Raw genomic sequence first — 19566 nt, 5'->3', positions numbered from 1 at the left:
ATGCAAGACTTGTCCAAACCCTGCGAGGACACGCCGCCCCCGTCGGCGGGGTCCCTGCCGCGCCGTCCGACCCGCGCGGTCCAAGTCAAATGGGGCGAGCGGGTCGTCACCGTGGGCGGCGGCAACCCGGTCGTGGTGCAATCCATGACCAACACCGACACCGCCGATCCCATCGCGACGGCCATCCAGGTCAAGGAACTGGCGCAAGCCGGTTCCGAAATCGTGCGCATCACGGTCAATACCCCGGAAGCCGCGCGCGAAGTCATCGCCATCCGCGAGCAGCTCGACCGCATGAATGTGTCGGTGCCGCTGGTGGGCGATTTTCATTACAACGGCCATAAGCTGCTGACGCAGTTCCCGGATTGCGCCCAGGCGCTGTCCAAGTACCGCATCAATCCAGGCAATATGGGCGGGGGCAAGCGCCGCGACGACAACTTTGCCCAGATGATCGAAGTGGCCTGCCGCCACGACAAGCCGGTGCGCATCGGCGTGAACTGGGGCAGCCTCGACCACGAGCTCATGGCGCGCAAGATGGACGAAAACAGCCGCCGCGCCCAGCCCTGGGAGGCCCAGGCCGTGATGCGCGACGCGCTCGTGGTGTCGGCCATCAGCAATGCGCGGCGCGCCGAAGAACTCGGCCTGCGCGGCGACGCCATCATCCTTTCCTGCAAGGTCAGCCATGTGCAGGATCTCATCGCCGTCTATCGCGACCTGTCGGCGCGCTGCGATTATCCGCTGCACCTGGGCTTGACCGAAGCCGGCATGGGCAGCAAGGGCATCGTGGCGTCCACCGCCGCGCTGGCCGTGCTGCTCCAAGAGGGCATTGGCGACACCATCCGTATTTCGCTCACGCCCGAGCCGGGCGGAGACCGGGGCCGCGAAGCCATCGTGGCCCAGGAAATCCTGCAGACCATGGGTCTGCGCGCCTTCACGCCCATGGTCGTGGCCTGCCCGGGCTGTGGCCGCACCAGCAGCACCTTCTTCCAGGAGCTGGCCGACAGCATCCAGAGCTATCTGCGCCGCCAGATGCCGGTCTGGCGCAGCCGCTATCCCGGCGTGGAAAGCATGAACGTCGCCGTCATGGGCTGTGTGGTCAACGGGCCCGGGGAGAGCCGGCATGCCGATATCGGCATCAGCCTGCCCGGCACCGGCGAAGTGCCCGCGGCGCCCGTCTTCATCGACGGCGAGCGCACGGTCACGCTCAAGGGCGATCACATCGCCGAAGAGTTCCAGGCCATCGTCGAAGACTACGTCGCGCGCCGCTACGGCGCCGCTGTTTCCCATTAAGTACAAGGACAGGCAGGCGGTTTGCCGCCGGCATGACATAAATGACGCAAGCTTTCCAGAAAGTCTCCGCCATTCGCGGGATGAATGATGTGTTGCCCGACACAAGCGCCCAGTGGGAGCGCTTCGAGGACATCGTGCGCGAGTGGCTGCATGGCTATGGCTACCGCAACCTGCGCACGCCCATCCTGGAGCAGACGCGCCTGTTCACGCGCGGCATCGGCGAAGTGACCGACATCGTCGAGAAAGAGATGTACACCTTCACCGACGCGCTCAATGGCGAGTCGCTGACCATGCGCCCCGAGATGACGGCCGGCGTCGTGCGCGCCGCCATCGAGCACAACATGCTCTATGACCGTCCGCATCGCGTCTATTCCATCGGCCCGGTCTTTCGCCATGAGCGCCCCCAGCGCGGACGCTATCGCCAGTTCCACCAGATCGACGTCGAGGCGCTGGGTTTTGCCGGTCCCGACATCGATGCCGAGCTCATCGTCATGCTGGCCCGCCTCTGGAAGACGCTGGGCCTGAGCGACATCCGGCTCGAACTCAATTCGCTGGGCCAGCCGGCCGAGCGCGCCGCCCACCGCGCCGCCTTGATCGAGTATCTCGAAAAACACGCCGACATCCTGGACGAGGACGGCAAGCGCCGCCTCTATACCAATCCCTTGCGCGTGCTGGACACCAAGAATCCCGCGCTTCAGGATATGGCCAACGGCGCGCCGCGCCTGTTCGATTTTCTGGGCGAGGCCTCGCGCGCCCACTTCGACGGCGTGTGTCTGCGCCTGCAGGATGCCGGCATCGAATACCGCCTGAACCCGCGCCTGGTGCGCGGCCTGGATTACTACAACCTCACCGTTTTCGAATGGGTGACGGACCGCCTGGGCGCGCAAGGCACGGTATGCGGCGGCGGCCGCTATGATGGGCTGATCGAACTGCTGGGCGGCAAGCCCGCGCCGGCGGTCGGCTTCGCCATCGGCATGGAACGCCTGCTCGACCTCTGGGAGCAAAGCGCCGGCCAGCAGGCGCGGGCCGAGTGCGAGGTCTATATCGTGCACCAGGGCGACGAGGCGCAGCGCCTGGCGGCCCGCGTGGGCGAGGACTTGCGCGATGCCGGTCTGTCGGTCATCGTGCATGCCGGCGCGGCCAGCTTCAAATCCCAGTTCAAGCGCGCCGACGCCAGCGGCGCCCGTGTTGCGGTTATTCTTGGCGGCGACGAAGTGGCCAGCCAGACCGCGAGCGTCAAATATCTGCGCGCCGACGCCGGTGGCGAGGGCGCGCAGGAAAAAGTCGCGCTGGCAACGCTGGCCAGCGTGTTGAAATCCAAGGGTTAAGGCATGGCATACGATCTCGAAGAGCAGGAAAAACTGGATGCAATCAAGGCCTGGTGGGCGCGCTACGGCACGCTGCTGCTGTCGGCGGCGACCGCGGTCGTCGTGGCGTGGGGCGGCTGGAGCGGCTGGAAGGCCTACCAGACCTATCGCGCCAACCAGGCCATGGGCTACTTCGAGGCGCTTGAAGACGCGGCCCGTCTTGGGGGCGCGGATTCCGCGGCCCGCATCAAGGCCGCCGTCAACACCCTGCGCGAAGACTATCCCCACACGGGTTATGCCGGCCGCGGCGTGCTGATCGCCGCCAACGCCCTGGCCGAACAAAAAGATGTCGACGGCGCCCGCCAGCAGCTCGAATGGCTGGCGGCGCAGGACAAGCAGCCCGCGCTGCAGCCGGTCGCCCGCCTGCGCCTGGCCGGGCTGCTGCTGGACCAGAAACAATACGATGCCGCGCTGGCGCAGCTGAACAATCCCCCGGCTCCCTTTGCCGCATTGTTCGCCGACCGCCGGGGCGATATCCTGGCGGCGCAAGGCAAGCGCGATGAAGCCCGCGCGGCCTGGCAGCAGGCGATTGACGGCCTGGGCACCAATAATCCGCTGACCCAGGTTGTGCAACTGAAACTCGATGCTTTGACCGGAGCTTGAACGCGATGCGCATTTCCCTTTCCGGCCGCGCCTGGCGCGGTGCCGTGGCGGTCTGCGGGCTGCTGGCCCTTTCCGGGTGCTCACTGTTCTCCAGTTCGGACACCCGCTATGACCCGGCTCCTCTGACCGAATACGCGCCTGGCATGTCGGTGCGCGCGGTCTGGACGCAATCGGTGGGCAGCGGTTCGGGTCTGGGTTTTGCGCCTACCGTGGTGGGCGAGGCCGCCTACGCCGCCGCGCCGGACGGCTCGGTCGCCAAGGTCGACCTGGCCAGCGGCCGCCTCCTCTGGAAAGCGTCGGCCGAGTCCAAGCTGTCCGCGGGCGTCGGCAGCGACGGCACCACGACCGCCGTGGCCTCGCCGGGCGGCGCGGTCGTCGCCTTTGACGACACCGGCAAGATCAAATGGCGCGCCCAGGCCACCAGCGACGTCGCCGTCCCGCCCGTGGTGGGCTATGGCGTGGTCGTGGTGCGCAGCGGCGACTACCGTATCCAGGCCTTCGACGCCAATAGCGGCGAGCGCCTCTGGAGTCTGCAGCGCCCTGGTCCCGCGCTGGCCCTGCGCAGCGTCTCCCAGATGATCATGGCCGAGGGCCTGGTCATCACCGGCCTGCCTGGCGGCAAGCTGCTGGCCATCAACGCGGCCTCGGGCAATGTCCAATGGGAAGGCACGGTCGCCACGCCCAAGGGCGCAAGCGACCTGGAGCGGCTGACCGACGTCGTCGGCCAGCCGCGCATCGTGGGCCCGCTGCTGTGCGCGGTGGCCTATCAGGGGCGGATCGTCTGCTTTGACGTCACCCAGGGCGGCCGTCCCGTCTGGGCCAAGGATTTCTCCAGCTCCACCGGCATGAGCATCGACCAGCGTTTCGCCTTTGCGTCCGATCAGTACAGCGTGGTCCACGCTTTCGACCTCGGCAATGGCACCAATGCCTGGAAACAATCCGCCCTGAAGAACCGCGCCCTGAGCGCGCCGGCCTTCCTGGGCTCGGCCTTGGCCGTAGGCGACATGGAGGGCTATGTGCACTTCCTGTCGCGCAGCGATGGCCACCTGCTCGCCCGCCTGTCCGTGGGCGGCGGGGCCGTCGTATCGCCGCCGCAAACCACACCCCAGGGTGTCCTGGTCCAGACCGGCAACGGTAACCTGGTCCTTATCGGCACCAACTGAACCTCTTAGAACAAGCCTTACACCGTGTCCTTCAAGCCTGTTGTTGCCCTGGTGGGCCGACCCAATGTGGGCAAGTCCACCCTCTTCAATCGCCTGACGCGCTCCCGCGCGGCGCTGGTGGCCGACTATTCCGGCCTGACCCGCGACCGGCACTACGGCGAGGGCAGGGTGGGCGACATCCCCTTCATCGTGATCGACACGGGCGGCTTCGAGCCGGTTGCCAAGGACGGCATCCTGGCCGAGATGGCGCGCCAGACCCGCCAGGCCATCGCCGAAGCCGATGTGGTGGTCTTCCTGGTCGATGCGCGGGCGGGAATCAACGCGCATGACCACGAGATCGCCCGCCTGCTGCGCAAATCCGGCCAGCAGCGCGTCCTGCTGGCGGTCAACAAGGCCGAAGGCATGAACGAAGGCAAGGCCACTTCGGACTTCTACGAGCTGGGCCTGGGCGAGCCCCACCCGATTTCGGCCGCGCACGGCGATGGCATCGTCGACCTGATCGAGACCGCGCTGGACGGCCTGGTCGAGCCCGAAGACGAGGCCGCCGAGGCCGCGCAAGAAGCCATCGATCATCGCATCAAGCTGGCCATTGTCGGCCGCCCCAATGTCGGCAAGTCCACGCTCATCAACACCCTCATGGGCGAAGAGCGCGTGATCGCCTTTGACATGCCCGGCACCACGCGCGACGCCATCGAGATCGATTTCGAGCGCGACGGCCGCAAGTACACGCTGATCGACACGGCGGGCCTGCGCAAGCGCGGCAAGGTCTTCGAGGCGGTCGAGAAGTTCTCCGTCATCAAGACCCTGCAGGCCATCGAGGCCAGCAATGTGGTGTTGCTGATGCTGGACGCTCAGGCGGAGATTTCCGAGCAGGACGCGCACATCGCGGGTTTCGTGCTCGAAACCGGCCGCGCCGTGGTCGTGGCCATCAACAAATGGGACGGCCTGGACGAAGAGCAGCGCGAGCGCATCGAGCGCGAGTTTCAGCGCAAACTGCGTTTCCTGTCCTTTGCCCGCATGCACACCATTTCGGCGCTCAAGGGGCAGGGCATCCGCCCCTTGCTCAAATCGATCAATGCCGCGCATGCCGCGGCCTTTGCCAAGCTGTCCACGCCCAAGCTCACGCGCGAGCTGCAGGCCGCGGTCGAGCAGCAGCAGCCGCCGCGCAAGGGGATTTTCCGTCCCAAGATGCGCTACGCGCACCAGGGCGGGCAGAACCCGCCGCTCATCGTCGTTCACGGCAGCGCGCTGGACGCCATCCCCGACTCGTATCGCCGCTATCTCGAGACCCGTTTCCGCAACGCCTTTGATCTGGCCGGCACGCCCTTGCGCATCGAATTCAAGGCATCGCGCAATCCTTACGCGCAGGACAAGGAATGAGCCAGTATTGGAGTCCCATTGTTGCCACGCTGAGTCCTTATGTGCCCGGCGAGCAACCCAAGCTGCAGAATCTGGTCAAGCTCAACACCAACGAGAATCCCTATCCGCCTTCGCCCAAGGCGCTGCAGGCCATACGCGCCGCCGCCAGCGATACGCTCAGGCTTTATCCGGATCCCGCCTCCGAAGGCCTGTGCCAGGCGGTGGCGCGCGCGCTGGGCGTGCGGCCCGAGCAGGTCTTCGTCGGGAACGGATCCGACGAGGTGCTGGCGCATGCTTTTCAGGCCTTCTTCAAGCATGAGGGCCGCCCGCTGCTGTTTCCCGACATCAGCTACAGTTTCTACCCGGTCTATTGCGGTCTTTATCAGATCGAGCATGCGACAGTCGCCCTGGATGAGGCGTTTGGCGTGGTGGTCGACGATTATCTGCCGAGCCAAGGCCGCCAGGCCGGCGGCGTCATCCTGCCCAATCCCAATGCGCCCACCGGGCGGGCCCTGCCCTTGGCCGACATCGAAAGGCTGGCCGCCGGCAATCCGCAGTGCGTCGTGCTGATCGACGAAGCCTATGTCGATTTCGGCGCCGAGTCCGCGGTCGCGCTGGTGGACCGCCATCCCAATCTATTGGTGGTGCAGACGCTCTCGAAGTCGCGTTCGCTGGCCGGGCTGCGGGTGGGTTACGCCATTGGCCATCCGGCCCTCATCGAGGGCCTGAACCGGATCAAGGACAGTTTCAACTCCTATCCCATCGACCGCCTGGCCGCGGCGGGCGCCATCGCGGCCATCGAAGACCAGGCCCACTTCGACCGCACCCGCCTGGCCGTGATCGCCACCCGGGAACGTTTGGCGGCCGGGCTGGTCGAACTCGGCTTCGAGGTATTGCCTTCGGCCGCCAATTTCGTGTTCGCGCGCCACCCGGCGCACGACGGCGCGGCGTTGGCCGCGCAATTGCGCGAACGCAGTATCATCGTTCGGCACTTCAAGCGTCCCCGCATTGACCAGTTCCTGCGCATCACGGTCGGTACGGACGCCGAGTGCGCCAGCCTGATTACCGCATTGAAGACCTTATTGAACTGACGATTTTCCGGCATGACGCCCTGGTGGCGGGCCCCATTTTCGCGGGGTTCCCGCCGGTTCGGGGGAACTGAAATCTCTCGTGGCAATTCCATCCTGGGCCAAGTGGCACGGCCCGGGAAAACCCTGTAGAGTACAGATCTCGGCGTTTGCCACCACTCAAAACAAACAAATGGAGCCTGGCCAATGAGCAATAAAGGGCAAACTTTGCAAGATCCGTTTCTGAATACGCTGCGCAAGGAACACGTGCCGGTGTCGATCTATCTGGTAAACGGCATCAAGCTTCAGGGGCAGATCGAGTCTTTTGATCAGTATGTTGTGCTCTTGCGCAACACTGTTACCCAGATGGTTTACAAGCACGCCATCTCGACCGTCGTTCCGGCCCGCGCAGTCAACTTTCAGGTGGAAGTTCCCGCTGAATAATCGTCTCGCTCCAGCATTACCTTTTGCTGCCCGCCGCACGTTTCGTGCCGGCGGGCATTTTCGCTGTAGCTCCAGAATGGTGCATGAATGCGCGCATTGATCATCAGTGTTGACCTCGGCAATCCGGACCATCAGGCGCATGCCGACGAGTTCGTGATGCTGGCCGAAGGGGCCGGCGCCGAGATCGTCGGTACGCTGACCGCGCGCCGCGACCGGCCGGACGCCAAGTACTTCATCGGCTCGGGCAAGGTGGAGGAGGGCGTGGCCATGGCGGGCGCCGCCCTGGCCGATATCGTGCTGTTCGACCAGCCCCTGTCGCCCGCGCAGCAGCGCAACCTGGAGCGCGAGTTCAATCTGCGCGTGGTGGACCGCGTGGCCCTCATCCTGGACATCTTCGCGCTGCGCGCCAAGAGCCACGAGGGCAAGCTGCAGGTCGAACTGGCCCAGCTGCAGCACCTGGCGACCCGGCTCACCCGCTTGTGGACCCACCTTGAGCGCCAGCGCGGCGGTATCGGCATGCGCGGCCCGGGCGAGTCGCAGCTCGAGATGGACCGCCGCATGATCGGCGCCAAGGTCAAGATGCTGCGCGAGCGCCTGGACCGGGTCGAGCGCCAGCGCGTCACGCAGCGCCGCGCCCGCGCGCGCGGCGGCGCGCTGTCCGTCTCCCTGGTCGGCTACACCAATGCCGGCAAGTCCACGCTGTTCAATGCGCTGACGCGGGCCGGCGCCTATGCCGCCGACCAGCTCTTTGCCACGCTGGACACCACCACGCGGCGCATCTGGATCGAGGGCGCGGGATCCGTCGTGCTCTCGGACACGGTGGGCTTCATCCGCGACCTGCCGCCCAATCTGATCGCGGCCTTCCGGGCCACGCTGGAAGAGACCGTGCACGCCGACCTGCTGCTGCATGTCGTCGATGCCGCCAGCCCGCAGCGCGAGGAGCAGATCTTCGAGGTCAACAAGGTGCTGGCCGAGATCGGGGCCGCCGAGATTCCTACAATTCTGGTATATAACAAGATCGATCGCGCTGGACTCGAACCACGGGTGGATCGGGATGCCCATGGTACGATTGCGCGAGTATTTGTAAGCGCTACCGAGCGCGCCGGTCTGGATGCGTTGCGCGGGGCAATTGCAGAGATCGGTCAGATTGCGGGAAACAATGCCTCGAATCACCAAACTCTTCAATCTGAATGACCCTGGCTGGGGTCGTGGAAACAACAATGGCTCCGAGCCGCCCAAGCGGCCGCAGGGCAATGGAGACGGTCCGCCGGACCTCGACGAGGTCTGGCGCGATTTCAATAATCGCCTGAGCTCCTTGTTCGGGCGCAAGGGCGGGGGCGGCAATCGCCCCAACCCTCCGCGCGGCGGCGGCTTCACGCCGCCGTCTCCCAGGGGTGCGCGCATCGGGCTGGGGGTCATCGCCCTGGTGCTGGTCGCCCTCTGGCTGGCCAGCGGTTTCTTCATCGTCCAGGAAGGCCAGGTGGCCGTCGTCACCCAGTTCGGCAAATACAAGAACACCGCGCCGGCCGGTTTCCAGTGGCGATTGCCCTATCCCATCCAGAGCCATGAGCTCGTCAATATTTCCCAACTGCGCACCTTCGAGGTGGGCTTCCGGGGCGGCTCGCGCAACAAGGTGCTGCCCGAGGCCTTGATGCTCACCACGGACGAGAACATCGTCGACATGCAGTTCGTGGTCCAGTATCGCCTGCGCGCCGATGGCGCGCCGGACTACCTCTTCAAGATGCGCGATCCGGACGAGGCCGTGCGCCAGGCGGCCGAGACCGCCATGCGCGAGATCGTCGGCAAGAAGCCCATGGACTTCGTGCTCTACGAGGGCCGCACCGAGGTCGCCAGCGAAGTGCAGGCCCTGATGCAGCAGATCCTGGACCGCTACAGCGCGGGCATCCAGATCAGCACCGTGGCCATCCAGAACGTACAGCCGCCCGAGCAGGTCCAGGCGGCTTTCGATGACGCCGTGAAGGCCGGGCAGGACCGCGAGCGCCAGATCAATGAAGGCCAGGCCTATGCCAACCAGGTCGTGCCGCTGGCCAGCGGCCAGGCTTCGCGCATGCTGGAGCAGGCCGAGGGCTACAAGGCCAAGGTGGTGGGCGACGCCCAGGGTAATACCGCGCGTTTCTCCGCCATCCTGGGCGAATACCAGAAGTCGCCGCAGCTCATGCGCGAGCGCCTCTATCTCGAAACGATGCAGGAGATCTTCTCCCGGGCCAGCAAGGTCATGGTCGACGCGGGCAAGTCCAACAATATGTTGTACCTGCCCTTGGACAAGATCATGCAGCAGGCCGCGCAGGACGCCGGCCGCCAGGGCAATACGCTCAGCGTGCCGGGGGCCGCGCAGCCGTCCGTGCCGCCGGCGCCGGCGCGCACCGGCGCGCCCTCGACCCCTTCCGGCAACAGCAGCGGTAATACCAATACGCTGCCCCGCGACCGCCTGTCGCGCTAACCGGAGGAGTCCAGATCATGCAACGTCTCATGCCTTACCTGGTCGGCCTTCTCATCATCCTGGCCGTCCTGTCTTCCTGCATTTTCGTCGTGCGCGAGCGCGATTACGCCTTGCAGTTCACCCTGGGTGAAGTCCGCAAGGTCATCAGCGAACCGGGCCTGTATTTCAAGGCGCCGCCGCCCTTCCAGAACGTGGTCACGCTGGACAAGCGTATCCTGACGATCGAATCGACCGATGCCGAGCGCATCCAGACTTCCGAAAAGAAGAACCTGCTGATCGATTCCTACGTCAAGTGGCGTATCGCCGATCCGCGCCTGTTCTACGTCACCTTCGGCGGCAACGAGCGCGCCGCCCAGGAGCGCCTGCAGGCCCAGATCCGCGATGCGCTGAACGCCTCGGTCAACGTGCGCACGGTCAAGGACGTGGTCTCGACCGAACGCGACAAGATCATGTCCGAGATCCTGGCCAACGTGGCCAAGCGCGCCGAGCCGCTGGGCGTGCAGATCGTGGACGTGCGCCTGCGCCGCATCGAGTTCGCCCCGGAGATCTCCGAGTCGGTCTACCGCCGCATGGAGGCCGAACGCACCCGGGTCGCCAATGAGCTGCGCTCCATCGGCGCGGCCGAAAGCGAGCGCATCCGCGCCGAGGCGGATCGCCAGCGCGAGGTCATCGTCGCCGAAGCCTACGCCAAGGCGCAGGGCGTGATGGGCCAGGGCGATGCCCAGGCCAGCGCGATCTATAGCGAGGCCTATGGCAAGAACCCCGAGTTCTACCAGTACTACAAGAGCCTGGAGGGCTACCGCTCGGCCTTCTCCAAGCCCAGCGATGTGCTGCTGGTGGATCCCTCCTCGGAGTTCTTCCAGTTCCTCAAGCATCCGCAGGGCCAGGCGGCCCCGGCCAAGTAAGCCGCGATCGCAGCATCGGCACCCCTGGGGTGCCGATGTTGTTTCCAGGCCCCGAAAAATCGGGGTTGGATGGCTTGCCGCGACGGCGGCGGCCTGGCCGGGCGGCTAGGCCATGCCGGCCGATCCATGTACAATACCGCGTAAGCTAGAAAACTTTCCGCAAGGCTGAGCGGGCTTACGCCCCTCGGCCTTTTTTCGTTTGGGCGACGCTTTCGCAAGGTCGAAGCGTTATTCAGAGTGCATATTCATGGGTAACTGGTTGCTGCCCGAAGGCCTGGCCGACGTCTTGCCGGCAGAGGCGCGGCGCATCGAGGAGTTGCGTCGTGAGCTGCTCGATCTGTATCGTACTTACGGATTCGAGCTGGTCGCGCCGCCTTTGGTTGAGTACATCGATTCATTGCTGTCCGGCATGGGCGGCGACCTGAATCTGTACACCTGCAAACTGATCGATCAGCTTTCCGGCCGCACCCTGGGGGTGCGCGCCGACCTGACGACGCAGGTCAGCCGCATCGATGCCCACCTGCTCAACCGGGCCAGTGTGACGCGGCTGTGCTATTGCGGCACGGTGCTGCATGCGCGTCCGGCGGATCTGTTGTCCAGCCGCGAGCTGCTGCAGATCGGCGCCGAAATCTACGGACATGCGGGTTTCGAGGCGGATCTCGAAATCCTGCAGCTGGTGCTTGAAACCGTTGCCATCGCCGGCGTGTCGCGTCCGCGGCTGGACCTGAGCCACCCTGGCGTGGTCAAGGCGCTGTTCGACGCGGACCCCGCGGCGGCGGCCAAGGCGGATCACATCATCACGCTGCTGCGCGAGAAGGATGTGGCCGGCCTGGCCGACCTCGAGCAGGCCGAGCCCGCGCTGCAGCCGGCGACGCTGCGGGCGTTGTCCCTGCTGCCGCGCCTGTATGGCCAGATCGACGTGATCGCCCGCGCGCGCCAGGAACTGCCTGCGCTGCCGGCGCTGGCGGCCGCGCTGGACGAGCTGGAGCGCCTGGCTCATGCCGTGCCCAATGTGGCGCTGGGCCTGGACCTGGCGGATGTGGGCGGGTATGGCTATCACTCGGGCGTGACCTTCGCGCTCTACGCCGAGGGGTGGCACGATGCATTGGTGCGGGGCGGCCGTTATGACGACGTCAGCCGCGCATTCGGCCGGGCTCGCCCGGCCACGGGCTTCAGCCTGGACCTGCGCAAGCTGGCCGCCGGGCTGGCTCCGGCGGAACCCGGGCGCGCCATTCGCGCGCCCTGGGGGCAGGACCCCGCCCTGGCTGGCGCGGTGCGAACACTGCGCCAGTCGGGCGAAATCGTCGTCCAGGTATTGCCCGGCCACGAGCATGACCAGGACGAATTCGTTTGTGACCGCGAGCTCGTGCTGCACGATGGCGCCTGGACGGTCAAGACGCTGTGACTAACTCCCTCCCTATCGGGGGAGGGCCGCGGGGAGATTTCCGGATTTCCCGAGAAACTCGATATTGATTCATGACATGAGCAAGAACGTAGTGGTGATCGGCACCCAGTGGGGTGACGAGGGCAAAGGTAAGATCGTCGATTGGCTGGCCGAGTCCGTCCAGGGCGTGGTGCGCTTCCAAGGCGGCCACAATGCGGGCCATACGCTGTGGATCAACGGCAAGAAGACGATTCTGCGTTTGATTCCGTCGGGCATCATGCATCCCGGCGTGACCTGCTATATCGGCAATGGCGTCGTGCTTTCGCCCGAGGCGCTGCTCAAGGAAATCGAAGAGCTCGAAGCCGCCGGCCTGGACGTGCGTTCGCGCCTGCAAATCTCCGAAATCTGCCCGCTGATCCTGCCCTACCACGTGGCCATCGACAAGGCTCGTGAAGCGCGCAAGGGCGAGGGCAAGATCGGTACCACCGGCCGCGGTATCGGCCCGGCCTATGAAGACAAGGTCGCCCGCCGCGCCTTGCGCGTGCAGGACCTGTTCACGCCGGATATCTTCGACGCCAAGCTGGCCGAAGTGCTCGACTATCACAACTTCGTGCTCACCAAGTATCTGGGCGCCGAGCCGGTCTCGGCCAACGAAGTCCGCGACCAGGCCATGGCCCTCGCCCCGGCGATCCAGCCCATGGTGGGCGACGTCTCCAGCAGCCTCTACCTGGCCCAGCAGCAAGGCGCCAGCTTCCTGTTCGAAGGGGCGCAGGGCGCCTTGCTGGACGTGGATCACGGCACCTACCCCTACGTCACCAGCAGCAACTGCCTGGCCGGCGCCGCCTCGGCTGGCGCGGGCGTGGGCCCGCAGTCGCTGGACTATGTGCTGGGCATCACCAAGGCCTATACCACCCGCGTCGGCTCGGGTCCTTTCCCGACCGAGCTGCTCGACGAAGTCGGCACCCGCCTGGCCACCATCGGCAAGGAGTTCGGGTCGGTCACCGGCCGTCCGCGCCGCTGCGGCTGGTTTGACGGCGCCGCGCTCAAGCGTTCGGTGCGCCTGAACGGCATTTCCGGCCTGTGCATCACCAAGCTGGACGTGCTGGACGGCCTGGAAACCATCCAGCTGGGCGTGGGCTACCGCGTCAATGGCGAGTTCCGCGACGTGCTGCCCTACGGCGCCCATGCCGTGGCGCAGGCGCAGCCGGTGCTCGAAGAGCTGCCCGGCTGGTCGGAGTCGACCGTGGGCATCACCGAGTACAGCAAGCTGCCGGCCAATGCCCGCCGCTATCTGGAGCGGGTGGCTGAGGTCTGCGGTGTGCCCATCGACCTGGTGTCGACCGGCCCGGACCGCAACGAAACCATCGTGTTGCGCCATCCCCTGAAGGGCTGATCGCCCCTCCACCCGGCGTTGCGCCAGGCGCGCGCGCGTCGGGTTATTATTACGCACGGCCGCCGCGGCATCTCGCCGCCGGCGGCTTTTTCGTATTATCCAGCAGGAGTTAAGCGCCTATGAGCTCGCCGAAAAATGACGACAGCCATGTCTGGGTGACCTGGGACGACTACCACCGATTGATCGAGAAGCTGGCCCTGCAGGTGTTCCAATCGGGTTGGCAGTTCGACCAGATTCTGTGCCTGGCGCGTGGCGGCGTCCGTGTTGGGGACGTCATGTCCCGTATTTATGATGTGCCGCTGGGCATTCTGGCCACCAGCAGCTATCGCGAAGCCGCCGGCACCAAGCAGGGCGACCTCGATATCGCCCAGTTCATCACCATTACCCGCGGCACCCTGGCCGGCCGGGTGTTGCTGGTTGACGACATGGTCGATACCGGCATGACCTTCAACAAGGTGTTCAATCACCTCAAGGAGCAGTTTCCGGCCATCACCGAGCTCAAGAGCGCGGTGTTGTGGTGGAAAGGCCACTCCCAGGTCACGCCCGACTATTACGTCGACAAGCTGCCGACCAATCCCTGGATACACCAGCCTTTCGAGGACTACGACAGCTTGCGTCCCCATCAGCTTGAAGCCTGGGTCCGCAAGGGCTCGCGCTAAGCGGCGCCGGGGTGGCCCCTGGTCAAAACAGGCGCTATCGTGCTAGAATCGCTGGTTATCGCTAAACCGAACCTGGCGCTCGTTTCCCGCGTACCGATTTTGTCGGTCTCATACTTGGGTGACAACGCCACGGAAACAGCCGCGGTGGCCTAGCCACCCGGGAGCGACCCGGCTTGCCGGGAATGCCGGTTTTTTGTCTACTAGCCCAGGGGCTGCGCCACCCGGGCCGGGCAAAAAGCCGGTTTGGCCAGGTTTGTTAATCAATCGCTGTTACCCAAGACACTGAATTTATGCCTATCGTTCGACTGAAGGAAAACGAACCGTTTGAAGCCGCTCTGCGCCGCTTCAAGCGCACCATCGAAAAAACCGGCTTGCTCACCGAACTGCGTTCGCGCGAGTTCTACGAGAAGCCCACGGCTGAGCGCAAGCGCAAGCACGCCGCCGCGGTGAAGCGCCACTACAAGCGGATTCGTAGCCAGCAACTGCCCCCGCGCATGTATTGATCTGATTCCAGAATCTATTGATTCCTGAGTCTTTCATACAAGATTTGCTCGCCCGGGTCGACGTAGTCGACGTCGTCGGGCGATATGTGCAGTTGCGCAAGGGTGGGGCCAATCTTCTTGGCCTATGCCCTTTTCACAACGAAAAAAGCCCGTCTTTTACCGTCAGTCCCACCAAGCAGTTCTATCACTGCTTCGGTTGCGGAGCCCATGGCAGCGCCATCACCTTCCTGATGGAGCACACGGGCGCAAATTTCCCCGAGGCCGTGCGCACGCTCGCCGCCTCGGTGGGAATGACGGTCCCCGAAGAATCCCGCAGCCCCCGCCAGCAAGCCGAATCGGTTCGCCGCAAGGCCGAGGTTTCGCGTCATACCCAGGTTCTCGATGCCGCCCAGGCGCATTATCTGCGTCTGCTGCGCGCCTCTCCCGAGGCCATCGCCTATCTCAAGCAGCGCGGCCTGACCGGCGCGGTCGCCAAGGCCTTCGGCCTGGGCTGGTCGGGCACCGACCGGCACGGATTGGCCAAGGTCTTCGACAATTACGATGATCCGACGCTGGTCGAAGCCGGCCTGGTGATCGAATCCGAGGATGGCCGCCGCTACGACCGCTTCCGGGAACGCATCATGTTCCCCATCCGCAATGCGCGGGGCAGCCTGATCGGCTTTGGCGGCCGCATCATCGGCAAGGGCGAGCCCAAATACCTCAACTCGCCCGAGACGCCCATTTTCAGCAAAGGCCAGGAGCTCTATGGCTTGTGGGAGGGCCGGCAGGCCATCCGCCAGGAAGGCCTGATCATCGTGGTCGAAGGGTATATGGACGTGGTCGGCCTGGCCCAGCTGGGCATAGGCAATGCTGTGGCCACGCTGGGCACCTCGACCACGCCGGATCATGTCAAAAAGCTCTTGCGGGCCAGCGACAAGGTCGTCTTCAGCTTTGATGGCGACGCCGCCGGCCGGCGCGCGGCCTGGCGCGCCCTGCAGGCCTGCCTGCCGGTCCTGCGCGACGATATCGCCATCCGCTTCCTCTTCCTGCCGGCCGAGCATGATCCGGACTCCTATGTGCGTGAGTTCGGCGCCGAGGCCTTTCGTGAGCAAATGGCGCAGGCCGCCGCCTTGTCGCGCTTCCTGCTCGATGAGCTGGCGTCGCGGCACAACCTGGGCGAGGCCGAGGGGCGCGCGAGCTGTCTGCACGAGGCCAAGCCGCTACTGGCGGGCATCCCCGAGTGCGGCCTGAAAACCCAGATCGAGCGCGAGATGGCCAGGCTGGTCCAGCTCACGCCCGAAGAAATGACCCAGGCCCTGGCCCAGTATGCGGCCCAGATGCAGGCCCAGGCGGCCGCGCGCCAGCAGGCGCAAGCCGGCGCGGCCGTCGCCGCGCCCGCGCCAGCTGCCGCGCGCGGCGACGGTGCGGCAACTGGCGAGGAGCCGCCTCCGGATTGGTCGTATGAGCCGGTGTCGGATGCCGATCACGATATCTATTCCGTCGGTGCGGCGGGCGAGGCGCCTTCCTGGCAAGGCGCCGGCGCAAGCCAGCAAGGCGGCTGGAAAGGCAAGGGCGAGCGCAAGAGCGACTGGAAGGGCAAGGGCGACTGGAAAGGCCGGGGGCGCCGCGACGAGGTCGGCGGCTATGAGGGCCGCCGCGTCATGCCCTCCCTGGCCCGGCGCCTGCTTTGCCTGTTGCTGGCGCATCCCGAACTGGTGGACACCATGGGCGATCAGCAGCTTGAAGTCATCGACCATGGCCCCAATCTAGGTCTTGTGCGCGACCTCATCGTGCTGGCCCAGGCCAGCGGCGCGCGCCATGTCGGGGCGCTGATGGAGGCCGCCGATCCGGATTCCGACCTTTATGTCGTGCTCAAGGGCTTGCGCGCCGACATGATGGCCCAGGAGGATCTGCCCGAGCCGCAAACCGAATGGGATGATGCATTGCGCCGCATCGAAGTCGATACCCTGCGCGCCGACATGGCGCGGCTGGCGAACGAAGGGTTGGGGACGGAAGACGCGCGCAAGCGCTATGGCGAACTCCGCCAGCGTTTGGCGGTCTTAAGTACAGCGGGTTTGCGTTAAAAGTACGGTACACTTTAGGGTTTTCTTCGATGCCTTATCGAAGAAGGCTCTTGCTATGGGCGCCTGGGCTCGATTCCCGGCGCGGATAGGACATTTATGGGTGTTGTCCTGGATATGGGACAACGCCAGCAGTAGCCGGGCGCTCGCCGACATGACGGCGCCCGGTAGTGAAACAAAGCAGTGGTTTTTTGCGCGGCAGGCTGGTATTGCGTCACTGAAATGCGCATACTTGAATGATGCGAACCTGTTTATCCCGCAGGTGCGCCGCGCCGAACCGTTGTAAGCAGTACCGATAGCTAGAAGGTGGGCCGTGCAATCCGCGCCTGTCCGGCTGGCGGCATCGAGGTTGGACGTTGAGTCCGTATGGCAAGCGAGGAGGGCCTGGGCCCCCGCTTAGCCCCGCCTGTTGCAGGCAACGACAGCGTCCCCGATGTCCCGGCTTGATGGTCCCGGATGAAACCGCGACATGGAAGATTTCCGGACCCTAGGGCCAGAAGAAATCTTCCGGGGGCTTTGATGCCTGTTCCGCGCCCAACGCGGACTCGCGGCTTCCGCCTGCCCACCTGTTTTACCCGCCACCGGCCCGGCCGGGCGGCGGTGCACCAAACCCCAACGGGTTGCGACGACTACGGAAGCGACTATGACCAAATCCACCGGCAAAACCTCCTCTGCAATCGAAGCGGCAGACGCCACCTCCACGACGGCCAAGAAGCGCGCCGTCAGCATGGCGGCGGAAAAAGCGCCTGCGAAGACGGCGGTGAAGGTCGCCAAGACCGCAACCAAGACCGCGGCCAAGAAGGCCGCCAAGCCGGCTGCCGCCGCAGGCGAGAAAACCACCAAGGCGCGCGCCAAGAAGGCCGAAGACAAACTGGCCGACCTGGTGGGCGCCGCCGCGCGTGTCCCGAGCGGCCGCCGTCCGGGACGCCCCGCCAAGAACGCCAACAACGACAGCGACTCCTTCGACGATCCGATGGACGGCGAAGGCGAAGTCGTGCCTGATTTCAAGCCCGTCAAGCGTGGCGGCAAGCGCGGCAAGGGAGATCCCAAGGAGCTCCTGGCCCGCGGCCCCGTTTCGCCCGAAGAGTACGAAGCCCGCCGCAACCGCCTGAAGCAGCTCATCAAGCTGGGCAAGGACCGCGGCTACCTCACCTACGGCGAAATCAACGACCATCTGCCTGACGACCTGGTCGATGCCGAAGCCATTGACGGCATCATCAGCACCTTCAGCGACATGGGCATTTCGGTCTACGACCAGGCCCCCGACGCCGAAACCCTGCTGATGAGCGAAAACGCGCCCGTGGCGTCCAACGACGATGACGTCGAGGACGAGGCCGAGGCCGCGCTCACCACCGTGGACTCCGATTTCGGCCGCACCACCGACCCCGTGCGCATGTATATGCGCGAAATGGGCTCGGTCGAACTGCTGACGCGCGAAGGCGAAATCGAAATCGCCAAGCGCATCGAAGACGGCCTGAAGCACATGGTCATGGCCATCTCGGCATGCCCCACCACCATCAACGAAATCCTCGCGCATGCGACCCGCGTGCGCGAAGGCCAGGCCCAGATCGATGAGGTCGTCGACGGCCTGGTCGATCCCGAAGATGGCGAAGAATACGCGGGCGCCGGCGTCAGCGCCGACGAGGACGAGGGCGATGACGGCCCGGCCGGCGGCATGTCCAGCAAGCAGCTGGAAGACCTGCGCGTCAAGGCCCTGGCCAAGTTCGACGAGGTCTCCAAGCAATTCGACCGCATGCGCCAGTCGTACGAAAAGGATGGCTATCGCTCCGACGCCTACATCAAGGCCCAGGAAACCATCCAGAACGAACTGATGGGCATCCGCTTCACGGCCAAGATGGTCGAGAAGCTGGCCGACACCCTGCGCAGCCAGGTCGAAGAAGTCCGTCAGCTCGAACGCGCCGTGCTCCACACCTGCGTGGATCGCGCCGGCATGCCGCGCTCGCACTTCCTCAAGGTCTTCCCGGGCAATGAAACCAACCTCCAGTGGATCGTCGAGGAAGTGGCCGCCGGCCACCCCTATGCCGAGACCCTGGAGCGCCAGATTCCGGCCGTGCAGGAACTGCAGCAAAAGCTCATCGACCTGCAAACGCGCGTCGTCCTGCCGCTGAAGGACCTGAAGGACGTCAACAAGCGCATGGCCACCGGCGAAGCCAAGGCCCGCAAGGCCAAGCGCGAAATGACCGAGGCCAACCTGCGCCTGGTGATCTCCATCGCCAAGAAGTACACCAATCGCGGCCTGCAGTTTCTCGACCTGATCCAGGAAGGAAATATCGGCCTGATGAAGGCGGTGGACAAGTTCGAATACCGCCGTGGCTACAAGTTCTCGACCTATGCCACCTGGTGGATCCGCCAGGCCATCACCCGTTCCATCGCGGACCAGGCGCGCACCATCCGTATCCCGGTTCACATGATCGAAACGATCAACAAGATGAACCGCATCAGCCGCCAGATCTTGCAGGAAACCGGCGCCGAGCCGGATCCCGCGACCCTGGCGCAGAAGATGGACATGCCCGAGGACAAGATCCGCAAGATCCTGAAGATCGCCAAAGAGCCGATCTCCATGGAAACGCCGATCGGCGACGACGACGACTCCCATCTGGGCGACTTCATCGAAGACACGTCCACGCTGGCGCCGTCCGATGCCGCTTTGCATGGCTCCATGCGCGATGTGGTCAAAGAAGTGCTAGACTCCCTCACCCCGCGTGAAGCCAAGGTTTTGCGCATGCGTTTCGGTATCGAAATGAGCACCGACCAGACGCTCGAGGAAGTCGGCAAGCAGTTTGACGTCACCCGCGAACGGATCCGTCAGATCGAGGCCAAGGCGCTGCGCAAGCTGCGTCATCCCAGCCGCGCCGACAAGCTCAAGAGCTTCCTCGAAGGGCAATAAGTT

The 19566-nt window shown here is 65.1% G+C and carries 16 protein-coding genes; all 16 read left to right on the top strand.

The genetic code is table 11. The features are described 5' to 3' along the window. The 16 genes from ispG to rpoD all read left to right on the top strand — a co-directional run bounded on the left by ispG (position 1) and on the right by rpoD (position 19563). Entirely contained in the window at positions 1-1287 is a 1287-nt protein-coding gene (gene ispG / locus L540_RS03960; protein WP_043212427.1) for a flavodoxin-dependent (E)-4-hydroxy-3-methylbut-2-enyl-diphosphate synthase, read from the top strand. Positions 1288-1328: 41 nt separating this feature from the next. Next, complete coding sequence (gene hisS / locus L540_RS03955; protein WP_082149533.1) at positions 1329-2615, top strand: histidine--tRNA ligase; 1287 nt, start codon at positions 1329-1331, stop codon at positions 2613-2615. 3 nt (positions 2616-2618) lie between these two features. Then, positions 2619-3257 carry a YfgM family protein gene (locus tag L540_RS03950; protein ID WP_043212431.1) on the top strand — a complete coding sequence of 213 codons (639 nt, stop codon included), beginning with the start codon at positions 2619-2621 and terminating at the stop codon, positions 3255-3257. A gap of 5 nt (positions 3258-3262) precedes the next feature. Beyond that, positions 3263-4420, top strand: coding sequence for an outer membrane protein assembly factor BamB (gene bamB / locus L540_RS03945; protein ID WP_043212433.1), 1158 nt, complete (start codon positions 3263-3265; stop codon positions 4418-4420). A gap of 24 nt (positions 4421-4444) precedes the next feature. Then, positions 4445-5800, top strand: a complete 1356-nt coding sequence (der, locus tag L540_RS03940; RefSeq protein WP_043212435.1) for a ribosome biogenesis GTPase Der — start codon at positions 4445-4447, stop codon at positions 5798-5800. Further along, a complete protein-coding gene (hisC, locus tag L540_RS03935; RefSeq protein ID WP_043212437.1) occupies positions 5797-6870 on the top strand; it encodes a histidinol-phosphate transaminase in 1074 nt (357 codons plus the stop codon). Before der ends, hisC begins: the two co-directional genes overlap by 4 nt. Before the next feature lie 183 nt (positions 6871-7053). Further along, positions 7054-7290, top strand: a complete 237-nt coding sequence (hfq, locus tag L540_RS03930; RefSeq protein ID WP_003810707.1) for an RNA chaperone Hfq — start codon at positions 7054-7056, stop codon at positions 7288-7290. 87 nt (positions 7291-7377) lie between these two features. Further along, positions 7378-8484: a GTPase HflX gene (gene hflX, locus L540_RS03925; RefSeq protein WP_043212439.1), complete on the top strand. Its 1107-nt coding sequence runs from the start codon at positions 7378-7380 to the stop codon at positions 8482-8484. Next, the gene (hflK, locus tag L540_RS03920) at positions 8450-9751 is read left to right on the top strand and encodes an FtsH protease activity modulator HflK (RefSeq protein WP_043212442.1); all 1302 of its coding nucleotides are present in this window, start codon (positions 8450-8452) and stop codon (positions 9749-9751) included. Before hflX ends, hflK begins: the two co-directional genes overlap by 35 nt. 17 nt (positions 9752-9768) lie before the next feature. Further along, positions 9769-10656 carry a protease modulator HflC gene (gene hflC / locus L540_RS03915; protein ID WP_043212444.1) on the top strand — a complete coding sequence of 296 codons (888 nt, stop codon included), beginning with the start codon at positions 9769-9771 and terminating at the stop codon, positions 10654-10656. Between the two features lie 247 nt (positions 10657-10903). Continuing rightward, positions 10904-12061, top strand: a complete 1158-nt coding sequence (locus L540_RS03910; protein ID WP_043212447.1) for an ATP phosphoribosyltransferase regulatory subunit — start codon at positions 10904-10906, stop codon at positions 12059-12061. A gap of 76 nt (positions 12062-12137) precedes the next feature. After that, positions 12138-13433 carry an adenylosuccinate synthase gene (locus L540_RS03905; protein WP_043212449.1) on the top strand — a complete coding sequence of 432 codons (1296 nt, stop codon included), beginning with the start codon at positions 12138-12140 and terminating at the stop codon, positions 13431-13433. Between the two features lie 119 nt (positions 13434-13552). After that, positions 13553-14092: a phosphoribosyltransferase gene (locus tag L540_RS03900; RefSeq protein WP_029578824.1), complete on the top strand. Its 540-nt coding sequence runs from the start codon at positions 13553-13555 to the stop codon at positions 14090-14092. A 290-nt stretch (positions 14093-14382) separates the two neighbouring features. Then, positions 14383-14595: a 30S ribosomal protein S21 gene (rpsU, locus tag L540_RS03895; RefSeq protein ID WP_012417992.1), complete on the top strand. Its 213-nt coding sequence runs from the start codon at positions 14383-14385 to the stop codon at positions 14593-14595. A gap of 17 nt (positions 14596-14612) precedes the next feature. Next, positions 14613-16658: a DNA primase gene (gene dnaG / locus L540_RS03890; RefSeq protein WP_043212453.1), complete on the top strand. Its 2046-nt coding sequence runs from the start codon at positions 14613-14615 to the stop codon at positions 16656-16658. Between the two features lie 640 nt (positions 16659-17298). Then, complete coding sequence (rpoD, locus tag L540_RS03885) at positions 17299-19563, top strand: RNA polymerase sigma factor RpoD (RefSeq protein ID WP_043212454.1); 2265 nt, start codon at positions 17299-17301, stop codon at positions 19561-19563. Positions 19564-19566 lie beyond the last annotated feature (3 nt).

The organism is Bordetella pseudohinzii, from assembly GCF_000657795.2.
GTDB lineage: Bacteria > Pseudomonadota > Gammaproteobacteria > Burkholderiales > Burkholderiaceae_B > Bordetella > Bordetella pseudohinzii.
The sequence above is the reverse complement of the archived record's forward strand: the minus strand, read 5'-3'. Positions and strand labels throughout refer to the sequence as shown.